15 protein-coding genes are annotated in these 17987 nt (G+C 61.4%); 14 read left to right on the top strand and 1 reads right to left on the bottom strand.

The window, feature by feature from the left end:
• Nucleotides 1-262: 262 nt before the first annotated feature.
• Genes ALFI_RS06360 through ALFI_RS06395 form a run of 8 tightly spaced genes read left to right on the top strand, consistent with a single transcriptional unit; the run spans nucleotide 263 to nucleotide 9563 of the window.
• Entirely contained in the window at nucleotides 263-631 is a 369-nt protein-coding gene (locus ALFI_RS06360; protein ID WP_009596804.1) for a response regulator, read from the top strand.
• Nucleotides 628-1794: a sugar transferase gene (locus ALFI_RS06365; protein WP_014775209.1), complete on the top strand. Its 1167-nt coding sequence runs from the start codon at nucleotides 628-630 to the stop codon at nucleotides 1792-1794. The genes ALFI_RS06360 and ALFI_RS06365 overlap by 4 nt, the downstream gene beginning before the upstream one ends.
• Nucleotides 1795-1805: 11 nt before the next feature.
• The gene (locus ALFI_RS06370; RefSeq protein WP_014775210.1) at nucleotides 1806-2606 is read left to right on the top strand and encodes a TolC family protein; all 801 of its coding nucleotides are present in this window, start codon (nucleotides 1806-1808) and stop codon (nucleotides 2604-2606) included.
• A gap of 3 nt (nucleotides 2607-2609) precedes the next feature.
• Nucleotides 2610-4817, top strand: coding sequence for a GumC family protein (locus ALFI_RS06375; protein WP_014775211.1), 2208 nt, complete (start codon nucleotides 2610-2612; stop codon nucleotides 4815-4817).
• 36 nt (nucleotides 4818-4853) lie between these two features.
• On the top strand, nucleotides 4854-6359 hold the full coding sequence (locus ALFI_RS06380; protein ID WP_009596791.1) for an O-antigen ligase family protein: 1506 nt from the start codon (nucleotides 4854-4856) through the stop codon (nucleotides 6357-6359).
• Entirely contained in the window at nucleotides 6356-7249 is an 894-nt protein-coding gene (locus tag ALFI_RS06385; protein WP_009596914.1) for a glycosyltransferase family 2 protein, read from the top strand. The genes ALFI_RS06380 and ALFI_RS06385 overlap by 4 nt, the downstream gene beginning before the upstream one ends.
• Nucleotides 7246-8448: a glycosyltransferase family 2 protein gene (locus ALFI_RS06390; RefSeq protein ID WP_009596888.1), complete on the top strand. Its 1203-nt coding sequence runs from the start codon at nucleotides 7246-7248 to the stop codon at nucleotides 8446-8448. The genes ALFI_RS06385 and ALFI_RS06390 overlap by 4 nt, the downstream gene beginning before the upstream one ends.
• Nucleotides 8445-9563, top strand: a complete 1119-nt coding sequence (locus ALFI_RS06395) for a glycosyltransferase family 4 protein (RefSeq protein WP_009596817.1) — start codon at nucleotides 8445-8447, stop codon at nucleotides 9561-9563. The genes ALFI_RS06390 and ALFI_RS06395 overlap by 4 nt, the downstream gene beginning before the upstream one ends.
• A 116-nt stretch (nucleotides 9564-9679) precedes the next feature.
• Here the strand turns inward: ALFI_RS06395 and ALFI_RS06400 are convergent, their stop codons facing one another.
• Complete coding sequence (locus ALFI_RS06400) at nucleotides 9680-10936, bottom strand: LruC domain-containing protein (protein WP_014775212.1); 1257 nt, start codon at nucleotides 10934-10936, stop codon at nucleotides 9680-9682.
• Between the two features lie 189 nt (nucleotides 10937-11125).
• On the opposite strand from ALFI_RS06400, the gene ALFI_RS06405 reads away from it, so the two are divergent.
• Genes ALFI_RS06405 through ALFI_RS06430 form a run of 6 tightly spaced genes read left to right on the top strand, consistent with a single transcriptional unit; the run spans nucleotide 11126 to nucleotide 17833 of the window.
• Nucleotides 11126-11734 carry an acyltransferase gene (locus tag ALFI_RS06405; RefSeq protein ID WP_014775213.1) on the top strand — a complete coding sequence of 203 codons (609 nt, stop codon included), beginning with the start codon at nucleotides 11126-11128 and terminating at the stop codon, nucleotides 11732-11734.
• A gap of 7 nt (nucleotides 11735-11741) precedes the next feature.
• Nucleotides 11742-12833, top strand: a complete 1092-nt coding sequence (locus tag ALFI_RS06410; protein ID WP_014775214.1) for a glycosyltransferase family protein — start codon at nucleotides 11742-11744, stop codon at nucleotides 12831-12833.
• Nucleotides 12814-14295, top strand: a complete 1482-nt coding sequence (locus ALFI_RS06415; RefSeq protein ID WP_014775215.1) for a lipopolysaccharide biosynthesis protein — start codon at nucleotides 12814-12816, stop codon at nucleotides 14293-14295. The genes ALFI_RS06410 and ALFI_RS06415 overlap by 20 nt, the downstream gene beginning before the upstream one ends.
• 4 nt (nucleotides 14296-14299) lie before the next feature.
• Entirely contained in the window at nucleotides 14300-15427 is a 1128-nt protein-coding gene (locus tag ALFI_RS06420; protein ID WP_014775216.1) for a glycosyltransferase family protein, read from the top strand.
• Nucleotides 15424-16596 carry a glycosyltransferase family 2 protein gene (locus tag ALFI_RS06425; RefSeq protein WP_014775217.1) on the top strand — a complete coding sequence of 391 codons (1173 nt, stop codon included), beginning with the start codon at nucleotides 15424-15426 and terminating at the stop codon, nucleotides 16594-16596. Before ALFI_RS06420 ends, ALFI_RS06425 begins: the two co-directional genes overlap by 4 nt.
• 58 nt (nucleotides 16597-16654) lie before the next feature.
• Complete coding sequence (locus ALFI_RS06430) at nucleotides 16655-17833, top strand: hybrid sensor histidine kinase/response regulator (RefSeq protein WP_014775218.1); 1179 nt, start codon at nucleotides 16655-16657, stop codon at nucleotides 17831-17833.
• The last annotated feature ends 154 nt before the right edge of the window (nucleotides 17834-17987 follow it).

Here is a 17987-nt window from a genome sequence, read left to right on the forward strand (position 1 = left end):
TCCGGAAAAAATTAATATCATCGCAGTCCGGGAGCATGGAAATCCGGGCGTTTTTGCGTTATAAATTACCTCAAAAGTTCATAATGACAAATATTTTTCCGATATTTGCAACGGGAAAAAAGTGACTCATAGCGAATATTTACTACATTTACTGTCGAAACTCAGGCCAGACCCTCCGCAGGCGGCCCGCATGCCCCCTGCGGCACGCACCGGAAGCGGAGAGACATAGCTGCGACACACCCACGGCAACGAACGAACCGACATGAACAAGAAACAAATACTGATCGTAGACGACAAGGAGCAGATCGCCAAAATTCTTTACGCATACCTCCAAGCGGATTACGACTGCCATTACGTGCAGAATCCGCTGCACGCCATCAAACGGCTGCTCGCCGGCCACATGCCGGACCTGATCATCTCGGACATCCGCATGCCCGAAATGCGCGGCGACGAATTTCTGGAATACCTCAAACACAACGAATTGTTCAAGCAGATCCCGGTCGTGATGCTTTCGAGCGAGGACAGCACCTCGGAACGCATCCGCCTGCTGGAAGAGGGCGCGGAGGACTACATCGTCAAACCGTTCAACCCGCAGGAGCTCAAAATACGCATTAAAAAGATTCTCGATTGAAATACCCCGTCATCTACATCAAAGGCAAAGGCAGCCACACGGCCCGCTTCTCGGAAATGGTCGAAGGCAGGATGTACGTCGTGGGGGACATCGGCTCGGCGATGCGCACGCTGACGTCGCTCAGGACGGATCATGCGTTCATCCTCTACGAACAGCGCGACCCGGCCGCCGACCTCTCCGATATCCGGCTCCTCAATTCGTGGCCGGGCGGGGGCATCGTGCTCATCACCTCGCGGGAACTGACCGAAAGGGAACGCCGCGAATACCTGCGCGCAGGGGTGAACAGCGCCATTGCGGGAGACATGCCGCGGAAGGATTTCCTGCGCACGCTGCAATTCATGGGCGACTACGCCTTCACGCACAAACCCGCAGCGCAAAACAGCCCCGAAGTGCAGATTTTCCGCATGCCGCTCTGGAAACGGGCCTTCGACATCGCGGCATCGCTCTCGGCGATCCTCCTGCTCTCGCCGCTGCTGATCGTCGTGGCGGCAGCCATCAAACTCGACAGCCCCGGACCGGTGGTCTACAAATCGAAGCGCGTCGGCAGCAACTACCGGATTTTCGACTTCCTGAAATTCCGCTCGATGCGCACCGACGCCGACCGGCGGCTCAAAGAGCTGGGCGAACTGAACCAGTACGCCGCCCAGCCGCAGGAGGCCGATTCGGGGAAAATGGTCCTCGGCGAAGAAGAGATGCGCAGACTGCTGGAAGACACCCAAAACGGGATGCTGTATGCGGACGACTTCGTGATCGCCGAAGAGACCCACCACCACAAGGTCGAGACCGAGCAGGAAAACGCCTTCGTGAAGATCGAGAACGATCCCCGCATCACCCGTCTGGGCCGCTTCCTGCGCAAATACAGCATCGACGAGCTGCCGCAGCTCTTCAACATCCTGCGGGGCGACATGTCGGTGGTGGGCAACCGCCCGCTGCCGCTCTACGAAGCCGAACGCCTCACGAGCGACGAATATATCGAACGTTTCATGTGCCCCTCTGGCCTCACGGGCCTGTGGCAGGTCGAGAAACGCGGACAGGCGGGCAAGCTCTCGCCCGAACAGCGCAAGCAGCTCGACATCGAGTACGCCCGCAAAATGTCGCCGTGGTTCGACCTGAAGATAATTCTGCGCACACTCACGGCGTTCATACAGAAAGAAAACGTATAAAAACAGCAACTATGAAAAGAGCGGTCTTCACACTATGGCTGCTGCTGGCTGCCGTCGCCGCGACGGCACAGGGCAACTCCCCCGACTTCGAATTCGGATACAGCGACCTGCAGCTTTCGCCTGACGACTACATCGGCCTGCAACTGCCGCCGCTGCACCAGCTGCTCGAAAACGCACGCAATACGCCGCAGGTGGAGTATTACAACAAAGCCGTCGAGATACAAGAGCGCGAACTGAAGAACGTGCGCCGCAACTGGCAGCACTACTTCAAGATCAACGCCAACTACAATTACGGCTCGTCGGACATCTACAACCAGAACTATCAGGACAACAGCAACCAGATCTGGACCACGACCACCACGGGCCGCGAGCAGAGCTGGTGGAACGTCGGAGCGTCGTTCTCGCTGCCGATCGACGAGATATTCAACCGCCGCAACAAGATCAAGCAGCAGAAACGGCGCATCGAACAGGTCGAGCTGGACACGGAACGCTGGCTCGAAGAGCAGCGCATCAAGGTCATCCAGCAATACACGCTGGCCGTCCAGCAGCTTTCGGTCCTGCGGAGCGCCGTCGAAGCCATGGTCACGGCGCAGGCGCAGTACCGCCTGAGCGAAGCCGACTTCATCAACGGCAAACTCGACGCCCAGACGCTGAGCCGCCAGAAAAACATCGAAAACGTGGCCATCCGCGAGTATGAAGAGGTCCGCCGGAGCCTGAACAACGCCCTGCTGACGCTCGAAGTGCTCACCCGAACGCCGATCATCAGCAAACCGGCGCCCGCAACCGCCCCCCAAGCCCCTAAAACCGAATAGTCCATGAATTACATCGCTTATACCGCCCGGTTTCTCTACCGCATCAAGTGGTGGCTGATCCTCGCTCCGACAGTCGTAGCGCTGGCCGTCTTCTTCAAAATGGGCGCCCAGCCCCGCAACTACAAATCCATGACGACCGTCTACACGGGCATCGTTTCGGGCTACGACATCACCACCACCGAAGGCACGCGTCAGGACTGGAACATCATCAACAACGCGATGGACAACCTGATCAACATCATCCTGTCGCAGAGCACGCTCAAGAACGTCTCGATGCGCCTTTACGCGCAGGGACTCACGCACCTCGATCCGGACAACGACAACCAGTACCTGACGGCCCGCACCTCCCGGTACCTGCTGAACCGGACCCCCAAGGAGGTCATGGACCTCGTGGACCGCACCTCCGAGGAGAAGACGCTCGAAAACCTGCGCAGATTTGAGGAGGCCGACCACGACAACCACGTATACGGCATGTTCCACTGGAACCCGCCCTACTACAGCTATCAGGCGCTGAGCCAGATCAAGGTCAAGCGCGTCACCAGCAGCGACATGCTCGAAATCAGCTACGAGAACGACGACCCGTACATCGTCTACAACACGCTGGTGATCCTCAACGACGAATTCGTCAGGCAGTACCGGGACCTGCGCTTCGGCGAGACGAACAACGTGATCGCCTACTTCGAGTCCGAACTGGCCCGCGTGGGCAAGAACCTGCGAGAGCTGGAGGATTCGCTGCGCGACTACAACGTCGAGCACAAGGTGATCAACTACGACGAGCAGACCAAGCATATCGCCGCCCTGTCGCGCGACTACGAACTGCGCTACGAGGAGATCCTGCTCAACTTCGAGAGCGCCGAGAAACTGCGCAAGTCGATCGAAGAGCAACTCGAAGGGTTGCAGACCTTCCACAACAATGCGCAGTTCATCGAGAAGCTCCATACGATCGGCAGTCTCTACTCGCGCATTTCGGCGGCCGAAGCTTTCCAGCCGGCGCCCACCGAGAGCGGCGAGACGCTCTCCGACCGTCCGAGCATAGCGGCCAGTCGCAGCAATACGGGCGACCTGCGCAGGAAACTGGCCGAGGAGACCCGCAACCTGCAGGAGATAACGACCAACATCGCCAGCCGGCAGTACACCAAAGAGGGGCTTTCGACCAACTCGATCGTGGCGGAGTGGCTCGCCGCCGTACTGCTCGCCGAGAAATCGCGGGCCGAGCTGGCGGTCATGAAACTGCGCAAGACCGAACTCGACGACAAGTACACCCACTTCTCGCCCGTGGGTTCGACGCTTAAGCGCAAAGGCCGCGAGATCAACTTCTCGGAGCAGTCGTACCTCTCGATCCTCACGGCCCTCAACACGGCCCGCCTGCGCCAGAAAAACCTGCAGATGACCTCGGCGACGCTCAAGATCATCAACCCGCCGGTGCTCCCGATCAACGCCGAGCCGAACAAGCGCAGGCTTGTCGTGGCCGCGGCGTTCCTCGCCACGTTCCTCTTCGTGCTGGGATTCTTCATCCTGCTGGAACTGCTCGACCGCACGCTGCGCGACAAGGTCCGCGCCGAGCGCATCACCGGCGGCAGGGTCATCGGAGCTTTCCCCGGCAAAGGACGCTTCGGACAGCGGCGCTACGCCAAGCAGTACCGCGAAATCGCGGCGCGCTATATCGGCAACGCGGCGATCAACTATTTCGAGCCGTCGCGCCGGCCCAACATACTCAACATACTGAGCACCGAGGCCGGCGACGGCAAGAGCACGATTTCGGAACAGGTGGCCGCCTATCTGCGCGAAGCCGACATGAAAGTCCGCGTGATCTCATGGAACAAGGACTTCGACGTCGAGCAGAAATCCTACCTGCTCGCCGGAAAACTCGAAGATTTCGTGCAGGACAGACCGGGCGACCTTCCGCTCTGCGAAGCCGACGTCGTGCTGGTGGAATACCCGCCCTTCTCCGACAAGTCGGTACCCAAGGAGCTGCTGCGGAACGCCGCGCTGAACATCGTCATCGCCCCGGCCAACCGCACGTGGAAGGATACGGACCAGCTGCTTTTCGAGAAAACCGAGAAACTCGCGGGCCGCACGCCCGTGACCCTCTGTCTCAACTGCGCGCGCCGCGACGTGGTGCAGTCCTTCACGGGGCTGATGCCGCCCTACACCCGCATGCGCAGACTGGGCTACCAGATCAGCCAGTTCGGATTCACGGCCGTCAAATAAACGCAACCCGCCATCCGCTTCAAAAAAAAGCCCGCAATGGAACGCTACGGCAGCATAACCACACCCGTCAGCATCCCCCGGTTCATCATCGGGGGCATGCTCGTCGGCGGCGTGGCCGTGGTCGCCATGGCTTTCCTGAACTACGGACTGCTCGCCGGGACCGTCGTCGCCGCCATTCCCGCCGCACTCTGCATCCTGTGGGTCACGCTGCGCAATCCTGCGCTGGCGATGCTCGGACTGTTCGTGATCAATTACTTCATCATGGGGCTGACCCGTTACGCCCACGACCTGCCGTTCGGCATGATCCTCGATGCGCTGATATTCTACAACATCCTGATAATAAGCCTGCAGGCCATGATGCACCGCATCGAATGGAAACGCGCCAGCTCCGGGCTGACCGTCGTCGCGGCGATCTGGGTGGCGTACTGCGTGCTCGAAGTGGTCAACCCCGAATCGGTTTCGGTTTCGGGATGGTTCTCGTCCGTGAGGTCCGTGGCGTTCTACTTCTTCTTCATCGTGGTGCTCACCCAGCTCACGATGAACGAATACAAGTACCTGAAATACATGCTCGTCATCTGGTCCGTCCTGACGCTGATCGCCGTGGGCAAAGCCTGCATCCAGAAGTTCTTCGGCTTCAACGCCGCCGAAAACTACTGGCTGTTCGTTCTCGGCGGACGCTCGACGCACATCATCCACAGCGGGGTCCGGTATTTCTCGTTCTTCAGCGACGCCGCCAACTTCGGCGGCTCGATGGGACTTTCGATGGTCGTCTTTTCGATCTCGGCGCTCTATTACCGCAATCCGTGGATGAAGATATACCTGCTGCTGGTCGCCGCCGCGGCCTGCTACGGCATGCTGATTTCGGGCACGCGCAGCGCGCTGGCCGTGCCGTTCGTCGGCTACACGGCCTTCATCATGATGTCGCGCAACATCAAAGTCATCGTCATGGGCGTCCTGCTGGTCATCGCGGCGTTCGTCTTCCTGAAGTTCACCTCGATCGGGCAGGGCAACGCCTTGGTCCGGCGTGCGCGCAGCGCCTTCAACTCGGAAGATCCGTCTTTCAAGGTCCGTCTTGAAAATCAGGCCAAACTGCGCGAAATAATGGCGGACAAACCCTTCGGCGCAGGCTTGGGGCACGGCGGCGGCAAAGCCAAGACTTTCACCCCGACCGCGCCGCTGTCACAGATTCCGACCGACTCGTGGTTCGTGATGATCTGGGTCGAAACGGGCGTCGTGGGCATCCTGCTGCACATCGGCATCCTGCTCTACATACTGGCGCGGGGCGCCTATCTGGTGGTCTTCAAGCTGCGGAACACGCAGCTCAGGGGATTCACGGCGGCGCTCACGGCCGGAATTTCCGGCATCGTCGTCATGGCCTACGCCAACGAGATTCTGGGACAGATACCCACGGGCGCCATCCTCTACATGAGCATGGGCTTCATCTTCCTCGCGCCGCGCTTCGACCGCGAGCTATCGCGCAAGGAGATTCTCGACAAGGCGACCGCGGCACAACAGCCCCCTCTGCGGGAAAATTACGAATGATGGAGAGGCGGATATCGGTCATATCGGTCAATTACAACGGCTACGACCTCACCTGCGCGATGATCGACTCGCTGCGGCGGCATGTCACGACTCCGCTGGAGATCGTGATCGTGGACAACGGCTCAACGCGCGACGAAGCGGCCCCGCTGCGGGAACGCTACCCCGACGTCAAGGTGCTGCGCAGCGAACGCAACTTAGGGTTCGCCGGCGGCAACAACCTCGGATTCGCGGCGGCGACGGGCGATTATCTGCTGCTGCTGAACAACGACACCGAAGTCACCGAGGACACCCTGCACTACCTCCGCGAAACCCTCGACAACGACCGCTCGATCGGCGCGGTCTGTCCGAAAATCCGGTTTTTCGCTCCTCCGCAGCATATTCAGTTCGCGGGCTACACGCCCCTGACGCGCATCACGCTGCGCAACGCCCTGATCGGCTTCGGGGAACCCGACGACGGGCGGTACGACACCCCGCACGACACGCCCTATGCGCACGGCGCGGCGATGATGGTCCGGCGCGAAACGCTCGAAAAAGCCGGACCGATGCCGGAGATCTACTTCCTCTATTACGAGGAGCTGGACTGGTCGGTACGCATCCGCGAACAGGGCCGGCGCATCGTCTACGATCCCCGCTGCACGGTATTCCACAAGGAGAGCGCGACCACGGGCCAACAAAGCCCCCTGCGGAGCTACTGCCTGACCCGCAACCGGCTGCTCTTCGCATGGCGCAACCTCCGGGGCGGCGCGCGGCTGCTTTCGGTCGCCTACCAGCTCTGCATAGCGGCGCCCAAAAACGCCGTCTCGGCGCTCGCGCACCGGCGCGGCGACCTCGCGAAAGCCGTATGCCGGGGCGTACGCGACTTCTTCACCCTGAAAAACAAGCAGGCATGACGACTCTTCTGAACATAGCCGACTGGATTTTCATCTTCGTACTGGGACTTCCGGTGCTCTATCTTTTCGTCTTCGCGCTCTTCTCGACGCGCAAAAGCATGGACGACTATCCGCAGGCCAAACGCCGGCGGAAGTTCGTGACGCTGATTCCCGCCTACAAAAGCGATGCGGTGATCGTCCGCACGGCGCAGGCGGCCCTGCGGCAGGAGTATCCCGCACAGCTGCACGAGGTGGTCGTGATCGCCGACCGGCTGAAACCCCAAACGCTGGCCGAACTGCGCACGCTGCCGATCCGCGTGCTGGAGGTCTCCTTCGAAAACAGCTCCAAGGCCAAGGCGCTGAATTTCGCGGTCGAAGAGCTGGGACCCGAAGCCGCCGAAGCCGTCACGATCCTCGACGCCGACAATCTGGCCGGCGAAGATTTCATCGCCCGGCTCAACGACGTCTTCGACAGCGGCGTGCAAGCCGTACAGGCCCACCGCACGGCCAAGAACCGCGACACCGACACCGCCGTGCTGGATGCGGCGAGCGAAGAGATCAACAACGCCATATTCCGCCGCGGACACGTGGCGCTGGGACTCTCCTCGGCGCTCATCGGTTCGGGCATGGCCTTCGAATACAAGTGGTTCCGCGACAACATCGCCCGCTGCACCACGTCGGGCGAAGACAAGGAACTCGAAGCGCTGCTGCTCAGGCAGGGCATCTACATCGACTACATCGACGGCCTGCGCGTGCTGGACGAGAAGGTGCAGGGCGAAGGCGCCTACTACAACCAGCGGCGCAGATGGATCGCCGCGCAGTTCTACGCGCTGGGGTCGGCCGTCCGGCAGCTGCCGGGCGCAATCGCCGCGGGCAACCTCGACTACTGCGACAAACTCCTGCAATGGTGCCTGCCGCCGCGCATCCTGCTGATGGGGCTGGTGCCGCTTTGGACGGCCGCGATGACCGTATTCGATCCCCTCGGCTCGATAAAATGGTGGATCGTACTGCTCCTGCTGCTCTTCGCGCTGGCGCTGGCGCTCCCCGACGAGCAGACCGACCGGCAGCTGGGCCGCGCCTTGCGCCGCATGCCCGTACTGTTCCTGCTGACCGCAGCCAACCTTTTCCGCCTGCGGGGCACCAAAGACAAATTCATCCACACCGAACACACCGGGGCCGGCGGCAACGCTCCCGGTGCCAACACCCCGACCGAACCATGAAAATAGCAATCGAGGCACAGCGCATCTTCCGCCCCAACAAACACGGCATGGACTTCGTGGCGCTCGAAACCATCCGCTGCCTGCAGAAGATCGACACGAAAAACGAATACTTCATCTTCACGGGCGAAGGCGGGGACCGCTGTCTGGAGGAGACGCCCAACATGCATATCGAGACGCTCCGCTGCCCGACCTATCCGCTCTGGGAGCAGTGGGCGCTGCCGCGCGCCGTGGCGCGGGTCAAACCCGACCTGCTGCACTGCACGAGCAACACGGCGCCCGTATGGGGCCGCACTCCGCTGGTGCTGACGCTGCACGACATCATCTTCCTCGAAAAGCAGGCTTCGCGCAACAAGTCGTCCTACCAGTCGCTGGGACGCATCTACCGCCGGCTGGTCGTGCCGCGCATCCTGCCCAAGTGCCGGAAGATCATCACCGTCTCGCAATTCGAATGCGACCGCATCCGCACGGCCCTCGGTCTCGATCCCGAACGGATCACGGCCATCTACAACGGCTACAACGAACGGTTCCGGCCGCTGGACGATGTGGCGCGGACCGTCGGCAAATACCTCTCCGATCCCGGCTACATCTTCTTTCTGGGCAACACCGACCCCAAGAAGAACACGTCCGGCACGTTGCGCGCCTACGCCGAGTACGTGCGCCGCTCGGAGAAACCCCTGCCGCTGCTGGTCGCCGACCTGAGGGAGCAGGCCGCGGAGGAGATTCTGCGCGAGATCGGCGCGCCTGAACTGCGCGGGATGCTCCGTCTGCCGGGGTATATCCCCAACGGCGACCTCCCGGCCGTCTACAACGGCGCATCGGCGTTCCTCTACACCTCGCTGCGCGAGAGTTTCGGAATTCCGCAGCTCGAAGCGATGGCCTGCGGCACGCCCGTGGTGACGTCGAACACCTCGGCGATCCCCGAAGTGGCCGGTCCGGGAGCAATTCTCGTCGATCCGACTTCGCCGACGGCGATCGCCGACGCCCTGCTGCGCCTCGAAACCGATCCGGCGTTCCGCGCCGAACAGGTCGCCTACGGACTCGAACGGGTCAAACTCTTCTCTTGGGAAGAGACGGCCCGGCAGCTGCTGGCGCTTTACGAATCGCTCGGCAGATAGAGCGCAAACCCGCCCGCCGCCCCGAATCGGCGGAGCGGCGGGCGGAACAGGCCGAAGCGGCCGATAAAAAAAGGAAGGGCGTTGCCCTTCCTTTTCCGTTTCCGGTATTTGCGGTCTTATTTTCTCTTCACGAGGTGCTTCTCCACGCCGTGCAGATACCACTCCTGCGCCACCGCGCCGCCCGACTGCGCCCATTCGAGCATTTGGGGATAAGCCTTCAGGAAATCGGTCTTCTCGTAGGCATGCTGAATGTCGAAGGGAATATTGATCGCCCAGACCAGCCCGTCGTTCGAATAGTAGAAGCGGCCGGCTCTGTCGGTATAGGCGCTCTGTCCGGCCAGCGCATTGTAGTCGGCCGTCGCGGCGGGCGTAGGCTCGAAACCGCCCCGGTGGATCTCTATGCGGCGGCCGTCCGATTCCCGGTCGCGGGTCAGGAAGAAATCGAACGTATCGAAAGCCACATTCTCGATGGCGATCGAATTGCGGAAATAGACCATGAACGAAGCCTCGGCAAGCCGGTCTTCGGGCATCTCATAGCCTTCCTCCGTATTCACATAGGCGGCACCCGCAGGGCGGTTGGCGTTTTCACGGATGTTCAGGAACTTCAGCACCGCCGGCTCCTTGACGTAATTCGGAGAGTTGAGCGCGACCAACTCCGCTTCGGGAGCGTTTTTGCTGTTGTAGGGTTCGATCTGGTCGATCTCGCCGCCCTTGACGCCCTTCATCGCAAGACACAAATCGTAGGGAATGGAACCGCCGACCGCCTTCACACGGACGCCGATCAGCATCGCATTGACCTTGTTCTTGTTCTGCATGTAGAGCTGGATCTTGTAGTTGACGACGAAATCGTTGAAATCGAAGTCGCCGTAAGCGGGCCAGAGGTCCTCGAACATCAGCGTGCCCCATCCATTCCTGCGGGCGGGGATGTAGATCAATCCCTCATCGACGCTGGCTTCGTCGTCATTACCGATTCCGGCGCGGGTGCCGCTCGCCGCTTTCGGATCGAGGGAGCAGAAAGCGCCGTCGGAAGTCACTGGCACGGCCACCTGCGGCGAAACGCCGCTTTCGGTCCGGCAGCTCACATAGAGCGTCCGCGTCGCGGCCGGCACGTCGAGCTTCACCGGATCGGCGTCGCCGCCGACCATAAACGAAGCGAAAGGCTCGGCCTCTTGCCCGGCAGCCACATATACGCGGGTGGGTTGCGGAGCGGTGAAATTACAGGCGACCGAAGCCGTCGTTTTCCAACCGAACGAGGAAGGGACGCTCATCTCCGCGAATTTGCCGGCATCGCCTGCCGGTCCGGGAGTCGGCGCATCTTCGGCACACCCTGCAAAGCTCAGTGCAGCGGCGGCGAAAAGGAGAATTTTTTTCATAATTCAAAAAGTCGGATCATCCGATAAAAGTGTCGCAGAAACAAAAGTAGCGCATATATTCAATTCCGCCAAATTTTCAAACAAAAAAGCCCGTAATTTTATTGAAATATGCCAAAAACTGCGCCATAACACTCCTGATTTCGCACAACACGGTTACGTATATCGCAGAAGTTTGCTATCTTTGTGGTTATGATTGACAAAATCAAAAACAATCCCCGGCTGAAAAAGTTCGTCATCGGGTTGATTTCGCCTCACAAACACCCGCGTCCGCGGCTCTGGGTGCGCTGGCTGGTAAACCCTTTTGTTCACAAAAAGGGCCGGGGTGCGCTGATCCGCCGCCATGCGCGGCTCGACGTTTTTCCATGGCGGCGGTTCGAGGTGGGGCGCGACGCCCTGATCGAAGATTATGCGGTCGTCAACAACGGCGCCGGAGACGTCCTGATCGGCGACGCGGCCCGCATCGGCATCGGATCGGTGGTCATCGGTCCCGTGCGCATGGGCGACCGCGCCGGACTGGGACAGCACGTCTTCATATCGGGCTTCAACCACGGCTATGCCGACGGCACGCGCGACTCGAACGAGCAGAAGCTCGTCCGCAAGGAGGTGGTGATCGGCCGCGAATCGCACATCGGAGCCAATTCGGTGGTCGTGGCGGGCGTTGAGATCGGCGAACGCTGCCAGATCGGCGCCGGGAGCGTCGTGACGAAGAATATCCCTCCGTACAGCGTCGCCGTGGGCAATCCGGCGCGCGTCATCAAACGCTACGACCCCGAAAACAAGACATGGGTGAAAATCTAACCGGCGCATGAAGATTCTGATCGCATATACGGCTTCCGGCACTTCGGACAACCCTTTCGTGCGGCTGCTCGCCGACGGCATCCGCGCCTGCGGATACGAGGTCGTATGCTCGGTCGAAGAGTTCCGCAGCAACGCCGCGGACTACGACATCGTACACCTCCAATGGCCCGAAGAGCTGTTCCGCTGGAAGGCACCGGCTCCGGCCGACGTCGATACTCTCGAACAGCAGCTCCAGACGCTGAAAAACAACGGAATACCGCTGATATACACCCGTCACAACACCCTGCCGCACCACGGCAATCCGCTCGTGGCCGAGGCTTACGGACTAGTGGAAAGATATGCCGACGCCATCGTACATCTGGGCGACTGCAGCCTCCGGGAATTCACGGCGGCGCATCCGGATTCGGAGCAGCTGCAGGTCATGATCCCGCACCACATCTACGAAGGGCTGTACGACATGGACATTACGCGCGACGCAGGCCGCCGCGCGCTCGGCATCCCGGCCGACCGGCTGGTGGTGCTGGCCTTCGGGGCGTTCCGCCACGCGGAGGAGCGCAGGCTGGTATGGGGCGCGTTCCGCCGACTGCACTACCCGGCCAAATTCCTGCTCGCGCCGCGCCTGTGGCCCTACACCCGGCGCGGATCGCGGTTCAAAGGGCTGAAACGGCTCGCCGGACGCCTGCTTTACGCCGCGGCGCATAGCGCCGAAGGCTTCTTCGACAGCCGCATCACCTCGCCCGAACCGCTGATTCCCGACGAACAGCTGCCCTGCTACCTCGCCGCCGCCGACGTGGTTTTCATCCAGCGGACGGACATCCTCAATTCGGGCAACGTCCCGCTGGCGCTGAGCTTCGGACGCGTGGTGACGGGTCCCGCCAGCGGCAACATCGGCGGCCTGCTCGCCGAGACGGGCAACCCGGCATTCGATCCCGCCGACCCGCGGTCGGTGGATATCGCGCTGGAACGGGCCGCGCGCCTCTCGGCGACGGACCAAGGCGCCCGCAACCGCGCCTATGCGCAGGAACACTTCGGCATCGGACGCATCGCCGCAATGTACGGCGGGCTTTACGAACGACTTTATGACGGAAAACGACAATAAACAACCCCATACGGTAGGGCGTCAGCTGGCTTCGGGCGTCTTCTACACCTCGATCGCGAAATACGCCGGCATCGTGGTGACGCTCGTGGTGTCGGGCGTGCTGGCGCGCCTGTTCACCCCCGAAGAGTTCGGCGTGGTGAATATCGCCACCGTGGTCATCGCCTTCTTCGCCATCTTCAGCGATCTGGGCATCGGCCCGGCGGTCATCCAGCACAAGAATCTCGACAAACGCGATCTGGGCGGCATCTTCTCGCTCACGTTGTGGTCCGGAGCCGTCATGGCGCTGCTCTTCTTCGCCGCATCGGGGCTGATCGCCTCGTTTTACGACGATTCGGCCGAACTGCGCAACATCCTGCGCATACTCTCCGCAAACCTCTTTTTCGCCGCGGCGAATATCGTCCCCAACGGACTCATACTCAAAGAGAAGCGATTCAGATTCGCTGCCGTGCGATCGCTCTCGGTGCAGGTCGTCGGCGGCGCGGCGGCCATCGCCGCCGCCTATGCCGGGGCGGGGATTTACGCGCTGACGATCAATCCGGTCTTTTCGAGCCTGATGCTCTTCGTGATAAACTACCGCCAGAATCCGCTTTCGGTGCACCTCAAACCCGGAAAGGCGGCCGTCGGCAAGGTGTTCTCGTTCTCGGCCTACCAGTTTTCGTTCCAGCTGCTCAACTACTTCAGCCGCAACCTCGACAAGCTGCTGATGGGCCGTTACATGAGCCTTTCGCAGCTGGGGTACTACGACAAATCGTACCGCCTGATGATGCTGCCGCTGCAAAATATCGCCTACGTCGTATCGCCCGTCATGCACCCGATCTTCTCGGAGATGCAGAACGACCTGCGCAAACTGGCCGACTCGTACCGCAAAGTCGTCCGCCTGCTGGCGCTGATCGGCCTGCCCCTCTCGGTGGTGCTGTGGTTCACGGCGCAGGAGCTGGTCCTCATCATCTTCGGCGACCAGTGGCAGCCTTCGGTCCCGGTATTCCGGATTCTGGCGCTCTCGGTGGGCATCCAGATCGTCATGTCCACCTCAGGCTCGATTTTCCAAGCGGCCAACGCCACACGGATGCTCTTCTTCTGCGGCCTCTTCTCGGCGGCGCTCAACACGGCGGCCATATGCACCGGCATCTTCGCCTTCGGCACGACCCAAGCCGTGGCGTGGTGCATCTGCATCTCGTTCGCAATCAACTTCATCCAATGCTACCACGCGCTGTTCTGCCTGACGCTGCGCACGGGGTGGGGCGCCTTCTGGCGCAGTTTCCTCTCGCCCCTGCTGCTCTCGGCGCTCGTCTGCCTGCCGCTGGCGGCCGTCGAATGGCTGCTGCCGCCGATGCCTATGCTCGTGTCGCTTGCGGCGAAAGGCGCCGCGGCGCTGGCCGTATGGCTGCTCTACATCCAGTTCAGCGGCCAATACGACCTGAAAGGAACCGCCCTCCGTCTCCTCTCCCGCAAAAACCGATAACTCAATGAAAGGATTATTCGTCGTTTTCCACGGCTTCTCGGCCCATAGCGGCATCAGCAAGAAGATCTTCTCCCAATGCGACGCCCTGCGCCGGAACGGCGCCGACGTCGAGCTGTGCCACCTCGAAATCGCGGCCGACGGCACGCAGCGCCGCATGGTCGGCGGACGTGCGATCCGCACGTTCGGGCAGGGACTGCGGGCCAAGATCGCCAAACGGGTGTCGCTGGGCGACATCACGCGCCACATCCGCGACGAGGGCGTGGAGTTCCTCTACATCCGCTACGACCACAACGCCAGCCCGGTGCTGATCCATTGGCTGCGCAAAGTCAAAAAACTCGGCGTGCGCATCGCGCTCGAAATACCGACCTACCCCTACGACGCCGAATTCGCACAGTCGCCCTTCGTGCGCAAACTCAAGCTGCGCATCGACCGCATCTTCCGCCGCCGGATGGCCCGCTGGGTAGACCGCATCGTGACCTTCTCCGACGACCCCGAAATCTTCGGGCGTCCGACAATCCGCATCTCCAACGGCATCGACTTCCGGAGCATCCCGCTCAAGACGCAGCGGCACGGCAGCCCCCACGAAATCAGGCTGCTGGCCGTGGCGAACATCCACTTCTGGCACGGTCTGGACCGCGTGATCGAGGGCCTGAAAGCCTATTACGCCGGTCCCCACCAGTGCATCATCCGCCTGCGCATCGCGGGCGACGGCATCGAGTCGCTCATCGACGGCTACCGCCGCACGATCGAGGAGTACGGGCTGAGCGAATACGCCGAAGTGATCGGACCCCGTTCGGGTGCGGCACTCGACGCCGAATTCGAGTGGTGCGACATGGGCATAGCCAGTCTGGGCCGTCACCGCAACGGCATTACCCGCATCAAGACCCTCAAAAACCGTGAATACGCCGCACGCGGCATCCCGTTCGTTTACTCCGAGAACGACAGCGACTTCGACGGCATGCCCTACGTGATGAAGGCCCCGGCCGACGATACGCCGCTCGACATCACGGCCCTCGTCCGCTTCTGCGACGGCGTGAACCTCACTCCGGCGCAGATCCGCGCGTCGGTCGAAGGCACCCTCTCGTGGGACAGACAGATGAAACAGGTATTAACCGAACTTTTCGAAGCATGACGACCATAGCCATACTCTTCTGGGCGGGGGTTTTCCTCGTCTTCTACACCTACCTCGGCTACGGCATCCTGCTGTGGACGCTGGTGAAAATCCGCGAAGCCCTGCGCCCTGCGCGCCGGTACGAAGTTCCGGCCGAGGCGCCCGAAGTGACGCTGCTGATCGCCGCCTACAACGAACAGGAGATCGTGGCCGAAAAGATGGCCAACTGCCGCGCGCTGGAGTATCCCGCCAGCAAACTCCGCATAACGTGGATCACCGACGGCTCGACCGACCGGACGGTCGAACTGCTGGCGGCCTACCCCGACGCGACCGTTCTGCACGACGCACGGCGCGGCGGCAAGACCGCGGCGCTGAACCGCGCGCTGGAACACATCCGCACGCCGCTCGTGGTCTTCACCGACGCCAACACGATGCTCAATCTCGAAGCCGTGACGGAGATCGTCCGCTGTTTCGAGGACCCGCAGGTCGGGTGCGTGGCGGGCGAGAAGCGCGTGGCCGACGCAGGCGGAGCGGGAGCCGCCGCCACCGAAGGCGTCTACTGGAAATACGAATCGAAACTCAAGGAGCTGGACTACCGGCTCTATTCTGCGGTCGGAGCCGCGGGCGAACTGTTCGCCGTGCGACGCGGACTGTGGCAGACACTGCCCGAAGACACGCTGCTCGACGATTTCGTCTGCTCGATGCTGATCGCGTCGCAGGGTTACAAAATCGCCTACTGCAAGGAGGCGTACGCGCTGGAGACGCCCTCGGCCGACATGGGCGAGGAGGGCAAGCGCAAGAAACGCATCGCGGCCGGCGGCCTGCAGTCGGTCTGGCGGCTGCGCAAACTGCTCAATCCGTTCCGCTACGGCGTGCTCTGGTTCCAGTACGTCTCGCACCGGGTGCTGCGCTGGACGCTGACGCCCGTGGTGCTGGTCGCCCTGCTGCCGCTCAACGTCGCCCTGCTGTGGTCGGGGCATCCGACGCTTTACGCCGTGACGCTGGGCCTGCAGTGCGCCTTCTACCTCGCGGCGCTCGCGGGCCGGGCGCTCGAACGCAGCGGACGCCGCAGCCGCCTGCTGTTCATCCCCTACTACTTTCTCTTCATGAACCTCAACGTGTTCCGCGGCACGACCTACCTCGCAACCCATCGGGGACGGGGCGCTTGGGAAAAAGCCAAAAGGGCCTGAAGTTTTTGATAACGAGCGAAAAATAATACTATATTTGCATTGTAAAAAGTCGTTCCCCATGAAAAACATCGCCATAAAACCGGAGGATTACACGATCCTCGCCGTCGATGACATCGCGACCAACATCATGCTGCTGAAAGCCGTGCTGAGCCGCGCCAAGTACAAGATCGTCACGGCATCGGGCGGTTACGAAGCGATAGAGAAAGCGTCGAAAGAGACTCCGGACCTGATCCTGCTCGACATCATGATGCCCGATCTGGACGGTTACGAAGTGATCAAGCACCTCAAGGCCGACCCCGTCACGCAGGACATTCCGGTGATCTTCCTCACGGCGCTCCACAACCCCGAAGACATCGTCAAAGGCTTCAAGCTGGGCGCCAGCGACTACGTCTCCAAGCCGTTCAACCACGAAGAGCTGATCACCCGCGTAACCCACCATATCTATCTGGCCGCGGCGCAGCGGACCATCATGCAGCAGCGCGACGAACTGCAGGCCACGGTCGATGCGCGCGACAAAATGTATTCGGTCATCGCCCACGACCTGCGCTCGCCCATCGGGACGCTCAAGATGGTCTTCAACATGCTCCTGATGAACCTCACCCCGGAGCAGATCGGCGAGGAAAACCTCGAAATGGTGACCATGGGCAACAACATCACCGAAAGCACCTTCATGCTGCTGGACAACCTGCTGAAATGGACCAAGAGCCAGACGGGACGCATGAATTCGGTCTTTCAGGAGGTGGACATCTCCGAAGTGGTGGTCTTCGCCAGCAAAATGTCGGACCTCGTGGCGCAGGTCAAGAGCATCTCCGTCGAATACGACATTCCCGGTCCGATTTCGGTGAACTGCGACGTGGACATGGTCAAGACGATCATGCGCAACCTGATGTCCAACGCCATCAAATACAGCAACGAGGGCGGACGCATCGTCATCTCGGTGCACGAGACGCCGACACACGCACGCATCAGCGTCCGCGACTTCGGCACGGGCATCAGGGAGGAGGACATCCCCAAGCTGCTCAACCCCGAAATCCACTACACGACCTACGGCACCAAGAACGAAGAGGGATCGGGTCTGGGTCTCCAACTGGTGCAGGACCTCACGCGGCGCAACGGCGGCGAGCTGACCATCGAATCGGCGGAGGGAGAGGGTTCGACCTTCACCTTCACGATCGCCAAGGAGCAGCCCCGGTCCGAAACCGTGGAGGACACCAGCGGCGGCATCGCCCGGCCGTAACGCGCCGAGGCGCACTCCGCGCACGAAACCGATATGCAACAGCAGACGCGAAGCCCGGCCCGAACCGCGCTCCGCGTCTGTTTTTTGCACCCCGGCCGAAAAGCGGCGGCGCAAACGTACCGCCACCCCGGCCATCGCCAGCAATAAGACCAGC

The organism is Alistipes finegoldii DSM 17242 (assembly GCF_000265365.1).
Lineage (GTDB): Bacteria > Bacteroidota > Bacteroidia > Bacteroidales > Rikenellaceae > Alistipes > Alistipes finegoldii.

Bases quoted from the DNA above. Each gene is read 5' to 3' on its own strand.
- ALFI_RS06360 (WP_009596804.1), top strand. From the start codon at position 263: ATGAACAAGAAACAAATACTGATCGTAGACGACAAGGAGCAGATCGCC.
- ALFI_RS06370 (WP_014775210.1), top strand. From the start codon at position 1,806: ATGAAAAGAGCGGTCTTCACACTATGGCTGCTGCTGGCTGCCGTCGCC.
- ALFI_RS06375 (WP_014775211.1), top strand. From the start codon at position 2,610: ATGAATTACATCGCTTATACCGCCCGGTTTCTCTACCGCATCAAGTGG.
- ALFI_RS06380 (WP_009596791.1), top strand. From the start codon at position 4,854: ATGGAACGCTACGGCAGCATAACCACACCCGTCAGCATCCCCCGGTTC.
- ALFI_RS06385 (WP_009596914.1), top strand. From the start codon at position 6,356: ATGATGGAGAGGCGGATATCGGTCATATCGGTCAATTACAACGGCTAC.
- ALFI_RS06390 (WP_009596888.1), top strand. From the start codon at position 7,246: ATGACGACTCTTCTGAACATAGCCGACTGGATTTTCATCTTCGTACTG.
- ALFI_RS06395 (WP_009596817.1), top strand. From the start codon at position 8,445: ATGAAAATAGCAATCGAGGCACAGCGCATCTTCCGCCCCAACAAACAC.
- ALFI_RS06400 (WP_014775212.1), bottom strand. From the start codon at position 10,936: ATGAAAAAAATTCTCCTTTTCGCCGCCGCTGCACTGAGCTTTGCAGGG.
- ALFI_RS06405 (WP_014775213.1), top strand. From the start codon at position 11,126: ATGATTGACAAAATCAAAAACAATCCCCGGCTGAAAAAGTTCGTCATC.
- ALFI_RS06410 (WP_014775214.1), top strand. From the start codon at position 11,742: ATGAAGATTCTGATCGCATATACGGCTTCCGGCACTTCGGACAACCCT.
- ALFI_RS06415 (WP_014775215.1), top strand. From the start codon at position 12,814: ATGACGGAAAACGACAATAAACAACCCCATACGGTAGGGCGTCAGCTG.
- ALFI_RS06420 (WP_014775216.1), top strand. From the start codon at position 14,300: ATGAAAGGATTATTCGTCGTTTTCCACGGCTTCTCGGCCCATAGCGGC.
- ALFI_RS06425 (WP_014775217.1), top strand. From the start codon at position 15,424: ATGACGACCATAGCCATACTCTTCTGGGCGGGGGTTTTCCTCGTCTTC.
- ALFI_RS06430 (WP_014775218.1), top strand. From the start codon at position 16,655: ATGAAAAACATCGCCATAAAACCGGAGGATTACACGATCCTCGCCGTC.